This window comes from Sphingosinicella sp. (assembly GCF_052388015.1).
In the GTDB taxonomy this organism is placed as follows: Bacteria; Pseudomonadota; Alphaproteobacteria; order Sphingomonadales; family Sphingomonadaceae; genus Allosphingosinicella.
Map to the genome: position 1 here is coordinate 1 of NZ_JBQTIN010000030.1, position 11,014 is coordinate 11,014.

12 protein-coding genes are annotated in these 11,014 nt (G+C 67.0%); 4 read left to right on the top strand and 8 right to left on the bottom strand.

The annotated features are described in order from the left end of the window. Window positions 1-888 (top strand): polyhydroxyalkanoate depolymerase (phaZ, locus tag ACT4N3_RS02240; protein WP_444853578.1); only part of this gene is annotated, 888 nt, incomplete at its 5' end. 41 nt (window positions 889-929) lie between these two features. Here phaZ and ACT4N3_RS02245 read toward each other — a convergent pair. Together ACT4N3_RS02245 and ACT4N3_RS02250 are read right to left on the bottom strand one after the other, a co-directional pair. Further along, entirely contained in the window at window positions 930-1,340 is a 411-nt protein-coding gene (locus ACT4N3_RS02245) for a hypothetical protein (protein WP_444853579.1), read from the bottom strand. Between the two features lie 38 nt (window positions 1,341-1,378). Beyond that, the gene (locus ACT4N3_RS02250) at window positions 1,379-2,911 is read right to left on the bottom strand and encodes a CpaF family protein (RefSeq protein WP_444853580.1); all 1,533 of its coding nucleotides are present in this window, start codon (window positions 2,909-2,911) and stop codon (window positions 1,379-1,381) included. Between the two features lie 96 nt (window positions 2,912-3,007). On the opposite strand from ACT4N3_RS02250, the gene ACT4N3_RS02255 reads away from it, so the two are divergent. Further along, a complete protein-coding gene (locus ACT4N3_RS02255) occupies window positions 3,008-3,913 on the top strand; it encodes a DMT family transporter (RefSeq protein WP_444853581.1) in 906 nt (301 codons plus the stop codon). On the opposite strand, the gene ACT4N3_RS02260 is transcribed toward ACT4N3_RS02255, so the two are convergent. The 6 genes from ACT4N3_RS02260 to ACT4N3_RS02285 form a co-directional block, all read right to left on the bottom strand. Further along, complete coding sequence (locus ACT4N3_RS02260) at window positions 3,910-4,170, bottom strand: ATP synthase F1 subunit epsilon (protein ID WP_444853582.1); 261 nt, start codon at window positions 4,168-4,170, stop codon at window positions 3,910-3,912. The two genes, ACT4N3_RS02255 and ACT4N3_RS02260, sit on opposite strands and share 4 nt — an antisense overlap. Before the next feature lie 154 nt (window positions 4,171-4,324). Then, a complete protein-coding gene (atpD, locus tag ACT4N3_RS02265) occupies window positions 4,325-5,797 on the bottom strand; it encodes a F0F1 ATP synthase subunit beta (protein WP_444853589.1) in 1,473 nt (490 codons plus the stop codon). 98 nt (window positions 5,798-5,895) lie between these two features. Beyond that, the gene (locus ACT4N3_RS02270) at window positions 5,896-6,204 is read right to left on the bottom strand and encodes a hypothetical protein (protein WP_444853583.1); all 309 of its coding nucleotides are present in this window, start codon (window positions 6,202-6,204) and stop codon (window positions 5,896-5,898) included. Next, the gene (locus tag ACT4N3_RS02275) at window positions 6,201-7,082 is read right to left on the bottom strand and encodes a F0F1 ATP synthase subunit gamma (protein ID WP_444853584.1); all 882 of its coding nucleotides are present in this window, start codon (window positions 7,080-7,082) and stop codon (window positions 6,201-6,203) included. The genes ACT4N3_RS02270 and ACT4N3_RS02275 overlap by 4 nt, the downstream gene beginning before the upstream one ends. Before the next feature lie 127 nt (window positions 7,083-7,209). Further along, on the bottom strand, window positions 7,210-8,739 hold the full coding sequence (gene atpA, locus ACT4N3_RS02280) for a F0F1 ATP synthase subunit alpha (RefSeq protein ID WP_444853585.1): 1,530 nt from the start codon (window positions 8,737-8,739) through the stop codon (window positions 7,210-7,212). 4 nt (window positions 8,740-8,743) lie between these two features. Continuing rightward, window positions 8,744-9,298, bottom strand: a complete 555-nt coding sequence (locus ACT4N3_RS02285; RefSeq protein ID WP_444853586.1) for a F0F1 ATP synthase subunit delta — start codon at window positions 9,296-9,298, stop codon at window positions 8,744-8,746. Between the two features lie 199 nt (window positions 9,299-9,497). Between ACT4N3_RS02285 and ACT4N3_RS02290 the strand changes: the two genes are divergently transcribed. Next, a complete protein-coding gene (locus tag ACT4N3_RS02290) occupies window positions 9,498-9,962 on the top strand; it encodes a DUF1203 domain-containing protein (RefSeq protein ID WP_444853587.1) in 465 nt (154 codons plus the stop codon). 2 nt (window positions 9,963-9,964) lie between these two features. Further along, window positions 9,965-11,014, top strand: a 1,050-nt coding sequence (gene ada, locus ACT4N3_RS02295) for a bifunctional DNA-binding transcriptional regulator/O6-methylguanine-DNA methyltransferase Ada (protein WP_444853588.1), incomplete at its 3' end; no start/stop codon positions are given.

Genomic DNA, 11,014 nt, shown 5'->3' on the forward strand with positions numbered 1-11,014 from the left:
TTGCTGCGCGGCACGGTCGAGCGCATGCTGCCGGCGCACGATGTCTACATCACCGATTGGCGCGACGCGAAGCTGGTGCCGCTCGACGATGGCAGCTTCGATCTGGACGATTATGTCGATTACCTGATCGAGTTCATGCACGCGATCGGGCCGGATGACGGCGGCCGCGGCGCGCATATGCTCGCCGTCTGCCAACCTTCAGTGCCCGCCTTCGCCGCCGCTTGCCTGATGAGCGCGGACAAGGATCCGCTGCGGCCGCGCACGCTCACCATGATGGGCGGGCCGATCGACACCCGCAAGGCGCCGACCGAGGTCAACACGGTCGCGACCCAGCGGCCCTTCGCCTGGTTCGAGAAGAATGTGATCGTAACCGTGCCCTATCTCTATCCGGGCGCGGGGCGGCGGGTCTATCCGGGCTTCCTGCAGCTCGCCGGCTTCATGGCGATGAACTTCGGCAACCATCTGGTCAGCCACTGGGAGATGTTCCGCCACCTCGTCGATGGCGACGAGGAAGAGGCCGATGCGACCAAGGATTTCTACGACGAGTATCGCGCCGTCTGCGACATGACCGCCGAATTCTACCTGCAGACGATCGACGTCGTGTTCCAGCGCCATGCGCTGCCCAAGGGCGAGATGACCCATCGCGGCCGACCGGTCGATCCAGCCGCGATCACCGACATTCCGCTGCTCGCGATCGAGGGCGAGCGCGACGACATTTCAGGCGTCGGCCAGACCAAAGCGGCGCTCACCATCGCGACCGGGCTGTCGGCGGCGCAGAAGAAATATCATCTCGCCAAGGGCGCCGGCCATTACGGCATCTTCAACGGCGGCAAGTGGCGGACCAAGATCGCGCCCGTCGTCGAGGACTGGATCGCGCGGCACCGCTGATCGACATGGGCGGGGACACCGAATACGGCGTCCCCGCGGAGCTAGCCGATCGCGCGGCGCGACGAGGGTTCCGCTTTCTCGTCCGGATCGAGCAGCCAGGCTTCGGCCTCGTGCGGATCCTCGAACATCCGGGTATTGGCGCGGCCGCTCAGCGCGCGGGCGAGCTGGCCGCGCGCCAAAGTCGGCGCGACGACAAAGGCGAGGCGCCGCGAGCGGTAATTCGAATCCGCGAGCATCGTCTGAAAGGCGGCGACTGAATCCTGCGGCTGAATGCTCAAGCCGCGCACGTCGTTCAAGGTGAGATGCTGGTTGGAGCCGCAGGTGAGCTGCGCATGGGCGCGAGCACGAGCGTCGAGGAACGCCGCGATGTCGGCCGGCGTGAAGAAGCCGGACATGCGGATGCGGACCAGATCGCGGTCCGGCTCTGCGGTGATGGAAAAGCTGGCGCTCATTCGGATATCGCTTTGAACTTCGTGTTGAGCGGAGCGCCCTAGAGGCACGCCTCGAGATAGGGCTGGTCGAACCCGAACATCTTGGCTTTTTCGAGCGTGTAGGGGCGCAGGCCCATCGAGCGATATTCGCCGATGATCTTCCCTTCGGCGGTCTCGTCGAGATATTCGAACTTGAACAATTCCTGGGTGACGATGACGTCGCCTTCCATCCCGATCACCTCGGTGATGTTGGTGCAGCGGCGCGAGCCGTCGCGCAGGCGCTTGACCTGAACGACGAGATCGACCGAATCGGCGATCTGGCGGCTGATCGCTTCCTTCGGCACCTTGATGTCCGACATCATCACCATATTCTCCATGCGCGCGAGGCATTCGCGCGGGGAGTTGGAGTGAAGCGTCGCCATCGAGCCGTCATGGCCGGTGTTCATCGCGGCGAGCAGATCGAAGCATTCGGCGCCGCGAATCTCGCCCAGGATGATCCGGTCCGGCCGCATGCGCAGCGCGTTGATCACGAGATCGCGAATCGTGATCGCGCCCTGACCTTCAAGGTTCGGCGGGCGGGTTTCGAGCGGCAGCCAGTGCGGCTGCTGCAGGCGAAGCTCGGCCGCGTCCTCGATGGTGAGGACGCGCTCGCCCGGGTCGATAAGTTTCGACAATGCATTCAACATCGTCGTCTTGCCCGAACCGGTGCCGCCCGAGATGATGATGTTCATCCGGCACGCGCCGGCGATCTTCAGCACCGTCGCCATCTTCTCGCTGAGCGAGCCGAAGCCGCGCAGCATATCGACCGTGATCGGCTTCTCGGAAAATTTGCGGATCGAGATGGCGGTGCCGCGCAAGGAGAGCGGCGGGATGATGACGTTGACGCGGCTGCCGTCCTGGAGGCGGGCGTCGGCGAGCGGTGTGGTCTGGTCGACGCGGCGGCCGACCTTGTTGACGATCCGCTGCGCGATCTGCAGCAGATGGTCCTCGTCGCGGAACTGGACCTGGGCGAGCTCGAGCTTGCCCTTCTTTTCGATATAGGTCTGCTGCGGCCCGTTGACCATGATGTCCGAGACGTCGGGGTCGTTGAGCAATTCCTCGAGCGGGCCCAGGCCGAGCAGCTCGTCGACCAGCACCTTTTCCAGCGCGAACTGCTCGCGCCGGTTGAGGTTGATCTTGAGCTCGGCGAGCACCTCGCCGATGATAGGACGGAATTCCTCGGCCAGCTCGTCCTTGCTGAGCGTCGCGGCCGCTTCCGGATCGACGCGCTCGAGCAGGCGCGGGAGGACCTGTTCCTTGATGCGGTGAATCGAGGCTTCGAAGCCCTCATTCTTCGAATTGCCCTGGGCGCCGGACTGCGCCTGGCGGTCGGCGAGGCGGGCCATCGCGTCCTGATTGCGCTCGGCGACGGGCGACGGCGCCTCGATCTCTTCGTTGAGCGCCTCGAGCGGCGGGAATTGCTCGCCGCCCTCGTCGACCTCGGGAGCGGGCGCGCGCGGCGCCACGGGCCCGGGCCCCTTCATCGGCTGGGCGCTGCCGAAGCTCGGCCGCCCGCCGATGCCATTGCCGCCGCGTCGTCCGAATGCGCTCATAAAATGCAGCCGCTCTCACTCTGGCCGGAACGCGGCCTCGCAGGGTGAATAAGGCGGAAACTTTGACAAAGACCTAACCCGCGGCGAAGCGGAAGAGTGACCGCCGACCGCACCAAAGCCGCCCTTGCGATCGCCCTGGCGGGCTTCGTTTCGCTGTCGATCGGCGACGCGATCGTGAAGTCGATGGCCGGCGCGTGGCCCGGCACGGCGGTCTCGGCGCTGCGTTATTGCTTCGGGGCGCTCGGCCTCGCCGTCGTCGTCGCGGCCGCGCACGGCCGAGCGGGTTTCGTCTTGCCGCGGCCGTCGCTGCAATTCGGCCGCGGGCTCGCGGTCGCCTTCGCGACGATCTGCTTCTTCATGGCGGTGATGGCGCTGCCGCTGGCCGATGCAACCGCGATCCAGTTCACCAGCCCGATCCTCACCGCCTTGTTGTCGCCTCTGGTGCTCGGCGAGCGCACCCGGCCGGCGACCTGGGGCGCGACCTTGCTCGCCTTCGCGGGCGTGCTGGTCGTGCTCAGGCCCAATGTGCTCGAACTGGGCGCCGTCGCGCTCTATCCGCTCGGCGCGGCGTTCGGCATGTCCTGGCTGATGATGCTCAACCGCAAGGCGGCCGGGCTTGCGCCGATCGCGGTGATGCAGTTCCTGCTGGCCGCGATCGCCGCGCCGCTGATCGTCGTCGCGGCAGCCGCGCTGCACCTGTTCGGTGGGCCGACCTTCACGATCGGCTGGCCGGGGTGGATCGTCGTCGCGAAATGCCTCGCCGTCGCCGTCTTCGCGACGCTGGGCCACACCCTGATCTACGCCGCCGCGACCCGTGCTTCGGCCTCAACCGTCGCGCCGATGACCTATGTGCAGCTGCTGGTCGCGGCCGGCATCGGCTGGTGGCTGTTCCGGGAGGCGCCGGACCTCGCCACCTTCGGCGGCGCGGCCCTGATCATCCTCGGCGGGCTTTGGTTGTGGTGGACCCAGAAGGACCCGCCTGTCGAGGGAACGCCCGACTAGCCCTCGACGCTCTCGGCGAGCACGGTCAGGCCCTTGTCGCTGACCTCGGCGAAGCCGCCCTTGACCGCGATGCGCTCGGGCTCGGCGCCGGCGTTCTTGTAGATCGCCAGCTCGCCGTCGCGGATGGTCGACATGACTGGCGCATGGCCGGCGAGCACGCCGAAATCGCCCTCCGTGCCGGGGACGACGACCATATGGACGTCCTCGGCGCGGACCAGCTTTTCAGGGGTGACGAGTTCGAAGCGAAGATCGGCCATTCTCAATTACTCCCCCCTCCCTTCAAGGGAGGGGCAGGGGGTGGGTGAGTGGCGGGCGGGCTCGACGCCCGGTCGCCGCTTGCGCGACGAGCGATCACCAGAGTGATCGCACCCACCCCTCAATCCCCTCCCGCAAGCGGGAGGGGAGGATTGTTTACGCCTCCTCGGCCAGCTTCTCGGCCTTGGCGACCGCTTCCTCGATGCCGCCGACCATGTAGAAGGCGGCCTCCGGCAGGTGATCATATTCGCCATTCACCACCGCCTTGAAGCTGGCGACGGTGTCTTCGATCGACACGAACTTGCCGGAGATGCCGGTGAAGACCTCGGCGACGTGGAACGGCTGCGACAGGAAGCGCTGGATCTTGCGGGCGCGCTGGACGGTCAGCTTATCCTCCTCGGAAAGCTCGTCCATGCCCAGGATGGCGATGATGTCCTGCAGCGACTTGTAGCGCTGCAGCGTCTCCTGGACGGCGCGGGCGGTCTCGTAATGCTCCTGGCCGACGACGCGCGGCTCCAGAACGCGGCTGGTGGAGTCGAGCGGGTCGACCGCCGGGTAGATGCCGAGCTCGGAAATGGCGCGCGACAGCACGGTGGTGGCGTCCAAGTGGGCGAACGACGTCGCCGGCGCCGGGTCGGTGAGGTCGTCCGCGGGCACGTAGATCGCCTGCACCGAGGTGATCGAGCCCTTGTTGGTCGAGGTGATCCGCTCCTGCAGCGCGCCCATGTCGGTGGCGAGCGTCGGCTGGTAGCCCACCGCAGAGGGGATGCGGCCCAAGAGCGCCGACACTTCCGAGCCGGCCTGGGTGAAGCGGAAGATGTTGTCGACGAAGAAGAGCACGTCCTGGCCCTCCTGGTCGCGGAAATATTCGGCGATGGTGAGGCCGGAGAGCGCGACGCGGGCGCGGGCGCCCGGCGGCTCGTTCATCTGGCCGAAGACCAACGCCACCTTGGAGCCTTCGGAAATCGCGTTGCCGTCGGCATCCTTGGCGATGACGCCCGCGTCGAGGAACTCGTGATAAAGGTCGTTGCCCTCGCGGGTGCGCTCGCCGACGCCGGCGAACACCGAGGTGCCGCCATGGCCCTTGGCGATGTTGTTGATCAGCTCCTGGATCAGCACCGTCTTGCCGACGCCGGCGCCGCCGAACAGGCCGATCTTGCCGCCCTTCGCATAAGGCGCGAGCAGATCGATCACCTTGATGCCGGTGACCAGGATCGAGTTTTCGGTCGACTGATCGGTGAAGAGCGGCGCCTCGGCGTGGATCGGAGCGGTGTCGGTGTGGCCGATCGGGCCGCGCTCGTCGATCGGCTCGCCGATGACGTTCATGATCCGGCCGAGCGTCTTCGGGCCGACCGGCATGCGGATCTGCGAACCGGTCGCCTTGACCTCCTGGCCGCGGGTGAGGCCCTCGGTCGCATCCATCGCGATCGTGCGGACGGTGTTCTCGCCGAGATGCTGCGCGACCTCGAGGACGAGGCGGTTGCCATTATTGTCGGTCTCGAGCGCGGACAGGATCGCGGGCAGCTCGCCGTCGAACGTCACGTCGACGACGGCGCCGATCACCTGGCTGATCCGGCCGGTGACATTGGTGCCGGCGGGCGCGTTCTTGGTCTTGGTGGCGGTCGCCATCTTCATTTTCTTCCTTCTTGTTCCCCGGCGAAGGCCGGGGTCCAGTCTAACCTTCGTCTGGGCTCCGGCCTTCGCCGGAGAACAGAAAATCGACTAACTCAATTCGGTCCCGTGTCCTCGCCGTCGCAGCGGGTCGGGCCGTCGATCCAGACCCACTGGCCCTCGGCCTGCTGCAGCGTGGCGTTATGGCTGGCCCATTGGCCGTTCGCGCCCTGCATCTCGTAGCTGCAGGTGAACTGGACGGAGCCGTCCTCGGCGCGGGCGCAGCGGACGTTGCGGGTCGCCGCGCGGGGTGTCGGGCAGGCTTCCGCCATCGCGCGGCTGAACTGCGCCGCGGTCGGCGCGGTGGTGGTCTGGGCGAATGCGACGCCGCCGAACAATCCGACAAGCAACACGATCTGTCTCATAGGGCCTCCGCTCCGGAGATGATCTCGATCAGCTCCTTGGTGATGGCCGCCTGGCGGGTCCGGTTATACTCGATCGTCAGCCGGTTGATCATGTCGCCCGCATTGCGGGTGGCATTGTCCATGGCGGTCATCCGGCTACCCTGCTCCGAAGCCGCATTCTCGAGCAAGGCGCGGAAGATCTGAACCGCGATATTGCGTGGCAAAAGCTCGGCGAGGATTTCATCCTCGTCCGGTTCGTACTCGATCGCCGCGCCGCCGCCTGCCGGCACGTCAGCCGACTCGACCGGCGGCACCGGAATGATCTGCTGCCCGACCGGCTCCTGCACCAGCGCCGACTGGAAGCGGGCGTAGAACAGATGGACCACGTCGATGCCGTCGGTCTGATAGCGATCGACGATATCGTTCGCGATCTCCTGCGCGTCGGCGAAGCCGACCTGCTTGATCTCGCTCGTGTCGTGCTGGTGGATGATCTGCTTCGGGAAGACCCGGCCGATCACCGCTTTGCCCTTGCGGCCGACCAGGTAGAAATAGACGCTTTTGCCCTCGGCGATCAGGCTGTCCGCCTGCTTGCGGGCGGCGCGGACGATGTTGGTGTTGAACGCGCCGGCGAGGCCGCGATCCGAGGTGCAGACGACCAGCAGATGCGTGTCGTCCTTGCCGGTCCCGGCGAGCAGCTTCGGGCTCTGCGGGCCGGGCGCGACGGAGCCGGCGAGGCTCGCCATCACCGCCGCCATGCGCTCGGAATAAGGACGCGCAGCCTCGGCCGCCTGCTGCGCGCGGCGCAGCTTGGCGGCGGTGACCATCTTCATCGCCTTGGTGATCTTCTGGGTCGACTTGACCGAGGAGATCCGGTTCTTGAGCGCCTTGAGGCTGGCCATTGCTTTCCCCTGAGTCATTCCGGCGAAAGCCGGAACCTATGAACACTTACGTCGGCGAATTTCCGCTGGTGCTTTCGTTCATGGGTCCCGGCTTTCGCCGGAATGACTCTGTTTCCTTCCTGTCAGATCAAGCAAACGTCTTCACGAAATCGCCGACGATGGCCTTCAGCTTGTCCGAAGTCGCATCGTCGAGCGCCTTGGTGTCGCGGATCGTGGCGAGCACGTCTTTATGGTCGCTGCGCATATGGCTGAGCAGCGCGCCCTCGAAGCGGGTCACCGCCTCGGTCGGCACCGTGTCGATGAAGCCGTTCACGCCGGCGAAGATCGAGACGACCTGCTCCTCGACCGGCATCGGGTTGTATTGCGGCTGCTTGAGCAGCTCGGTGAGCCGTGCGCCGCGGTTGAGCAGGCGCTGGGTCGAGGCGTCGAGGTCCGAGCCGAACTGGGCGAAGGCGGCCATCTCGCGATACTGGGCCAGCTCCAGCTTGATCGAGCCCGCGACCTTCTTCATCGCCTTGGTCTGGGCGGAGGAGCCGACGCGGCTGACCGAGAGGCCGACGTTGATCGCCGGGCGGATGCCCTGGAAGAACAATTCCGTCTCGAGGAAGATCTGGCCGTCGGTGATCGAGATCACGTTGGTCGGAATATAAGCGGAGACGTCGCCGGCCTGCGTCTCGATGACCGGCAAAGCGGTCAGCGAGCCGTTGCCGTTGGCGTCGTTGAGCTTGGCGGCGCGCTCCAGAAGGCGCGAGTGAAGATAGAAGACGTCGCCCGGATAGGCCTCGCGGCCGGGCGGGCGACGCAGCAGCAGCGACATCTGGCGATAGGCCACGGCCTGCTTGGACAAATCGTCATAGACGATGACCGCGTGCATGCCGTTGTCGCGAAAATATTCGCCCATCGTGCAGCCGGTGGAGGGCGCAAGGAACTGGAGCGGCGCCGGCTCGGAGGCGGTGGCGGCGACGACGATGGAATATTCCATCGCGCCATTCTCCTCGAGCGCGCGGACGATCTGGGCGACGGTCGAGCGCTTCTGGCCGACCGCGACGTAGATGCAATAGAGTTTCTGGCTCTCGTCGTTGCCCGCATTGGCGGCCTTCTGGTTGATGAAGGTGTCGAGCGCGACGGCGGTCTTGCCGGTCTGGCGGTCGCCGATGATCAGCTCGCGCTGGCCGCGGCCGATCGGCACCAGCGCGTCGAGCGCCTTCAGGCCCGTCTGCACCGGCTCGTGCACCGACTTGCGCGGGATGATGCCGGGGGCCTTCACTTCGACGCGGCGACGCTCGGCGCCTTCGATCGGGCCCTTGCCGTCGATCGGGTTGCCGAGGCCGTCGACCACGCGCCCCAACAGGCCCTTGCCGACCGGCACGTCGACGATCGTCTCGGTCCGCCTGACGGTCGAGCCTTCGCTGATCGTCGAATCCGAGCCGAAGATCACGATGCCGACATTGTCCGCCTCGAGGTTCAGGGCCATGCCCTTGATGCCGCCCTCGAATTCGACCATCTCGCCGGCCTGGACGTTGTCGAGGCCGTGGACGCGGGCGATGCCGTCGCCGACCGACAGCACGGTGCCGACCTCCGAGACCTGGGCCTCTGCGCCGAAATTGGCGATCTGGTCGCGGATGACCTTGGAGATTTCCGCGGCGCGGATGTCCATTTGATTAGCCTTTCATCGCTTGTGCGAGAGTGTTGAGTTTGGTGCGGATCGAGCCGTCGATCATCCGGCTGCCGACCTTGACGACGAGGCCGCCAAGGATCGCCGGATCGACGGCGAGGTCGACCGCGATGTCGGAGCCGAAGCGGCTCCGGAGGTTGGTGCGAAGCGCTTCGACCTGGTCGGCCTCAAGCGGGCGCGCCGAGGTGACCTCGGCGGTGATCTCGCCGCGATGGCGGGCGGCGAGCAGGTTGAAGGCGCGGATGATCGCCCCGAGCTGGCCGAGCCGCCGGTTGCGGGCGAGGACGCCGACGAAGTTCCTGGTCAGCGGATCGAGCCCCATCGCCTCGACCGCCGCCGCGGCGCCGGCGGCGCTGGCGTCGCGGCCGATCAGCGGGCTGGTGGTGAGCGTCCTGAAATCGTCCGATTCCGCGAGCGCGGCCTTCAGCGTCGCGAGGCTCGCGGACACCGCGTCGAGCTTGCGCTCGTCGCGGGCGAGCCCGAACAAGGCGAGGGCGTAGCGCCCCGCCAAACTGGCCTGAATGCCGCCGGAAATATCCACGCGCGTCGCAACCCCTGAAGCGGATTTTCGGACCCGTGCGCGAGGGAGCGCACGCGCGCTCCCGCTGGGTCGCGGTGGCCCTAGCAGCGGGTTTGCTGCGTTGCAAGATGGGCTTGGGAGGGTGCTTTGCTTTGACCGCAAGCGGCGGGACGCGCGGGCTTCCCGGGCAGGTCAAAAGGGCTTCGAAAGGAGCGCAACCATGGCCTACCGAATCGAAGGACTGGCGCCGGAGGCGTTCGAGAGCCTGTTCAGCATGAACGATGGCGAACTGGCGGAGCGGGGCGCCCGGCGTATCGTTGCGCCGTCCTCGCGCGGCTTTCCCTGCCGGGTGTCGCTGGAGGATGCGGCGGAGGGCGACGAGCTGATCCTGCTCCATCACGTCTCGCACGACGTCGCGACGCCCTTTCGCTCGGCTTATGCCATTTATGTCCGCAAGGGCGCCGAGGCGGCCAGCTTCACCGACGCGACGCCGCCGGTGTTCGAAGGCCGGCCGCTCGGCCTGCGCGGCTTCGACGCCGACGGCATGCTGAAGGACGCCTTGCTCGCGCTTCCGGGCGAAGCGGACGCGAAGATCCGCGCGCTCTTCGCCAATCCGGAGGTCGCCACCATCCACGCCCACAACGCCGCGCATGGTTGTTTCGCGGCGAGAATCGAGAGGAATTGACCATGGCCAGCCTTGCAACCGACGCGATCGGCAATAGATCGGCTCCCGTGAACGACCGCTTCACCGTCACCGACGACCAGGCCTGGGCTGCCTTCGAACGGCGCGACCGGACCTGGGACGGACGGATCATCGGCGGCGTGAAGACGACCGGCATCTATTGCCGGCCGAGCTGTCCGGCGCGGCGGCCGAAGCGGGAGAATGTCGAATTCTTCCCGGACGGCGCGGCGGCTCGGGCCGCTGGCTATCGCGCCTGCCTGCGCTGCGAGCCGGACGAGGTGAACCGCGAGGAGATCGCGCTGGAGAAGGCGTATCGCCTGCTCGCCGAGGCCGAGGAGTCGCCGTCGCTGGAGACGCTGGCGGATGCGGTCGGCTATTCGCCGCACCATTTCCACCGCCTGTTCAAGCGCGCGACCGGCGTCACGCCGGCGGCCTATGCGCGGAGCCTGCGGGCGAAACGCGCCGAGACCGCGCTGGGCGAGACGGACCGGATCACCGACGCGATCTACGATGCCGGCTATTCCGGCCCGGCCCGCTTCTACGCCGAGGCGAAGGGCCGGCTGGGCATGACCCCCTCCGCCTGGCGCGACGGTGGCCGCGGCGAGACGATCCGCTGGGCGGTCGCCGACACCGATCTCGGCCGGATGCTGGTCGCTGCGACCGACAAGGGCATCTGCCGGCTTTCGTTCGACGAGGACGAGGGCGAACTGGGCCGCCGCTTCCCGAAGGCGACGGTCGTGCATGGCGGTTCGGAAATGTCCGACCTCGTTCGCCGGACAGTGGCGGCGGTGAACGCGCCGGAGAAGCCGCACGATCTGCCGCTCGACGTTCGTGGCACGGCTTTCCAGGAGGCGGTCTGGCGCGAGCTGACCCGCATCCCGCCGGGCGAGACGCGCAGCTATGCCCAGATTGCCGCGGCAGTCGGCAAGCCGAAGGCGGTGCGCGCGGCAGGATCGGCGAATGGCGACAACAATGTTGCCGTCCTGATCCCCTGCCACCGCGTGATCCGCACCGACGGCACGCTAGGCGGCTATGCCTATGGGCTGGAGCGCAAG

Excerpts from the sequence above, each read along its gene's own strand:
- ACT4N3_RS02245 (WP_444853579.1), bottom strand. The coding sequence starts at position 1,340 with ATGAGCGCCAGCTTTTCCATCACCGCAGAGCCGGACCGCGATCTGGTC.
- ACT4N3_RS02250 (WP_444853580.1), bottom strand. The coding sequence starts at position 2,911 with ATGAGCGCATTCGGACGACGCGGCGGCAATGGCATCGGCGGGCGGCCG.
- ACT4N3_RS02260 (WP_444853582.1), bottom strand. The coding sequence starts at position 4,170 with ATGGCCGATCTTCGCTTCGAACTCGTCACCCCTGAAAAGCTGGTCCGC.
- atpD (WP_444853589.1), bottom strand. The coding sequence starts at position 5,797 with ATGGCGACCGCCACCAAGACCAAGAACGCGCCCGCCGGCACCAATGTC.
- ACT4N3_RS02270 (WP_444853583.1), bottom strand. The coding sequence starts at position 6,204 with ATGAGACAGATCGTGTTGCTTGTCGGATTGTTCGGCGGCGTCGCATTC.
- ACT4N3_RS02275 (WP_444853584.1), bottom strand. The coding sequence starts at position 7,082 with ATGGCCAGCCTCAAGGCGCTCAAGAACCGGATCTCCTCGGTCAAGTCG.
- atpA (WP_444853585.1), bottom strand. The coding sequence starts at position 8,739 with ATGGACATCCGCGCCGCGGAAATCTCCAAGGTCATCCGCGACCAGATC.
- ACT4N3_RS02290 (WP_444853587.1), top strand. The coding sequence starts at position 9,498 with ATGGCCTACCGAATCGAAGGACTGGCGCCGGAGGCGTTCGAGAGCCTG.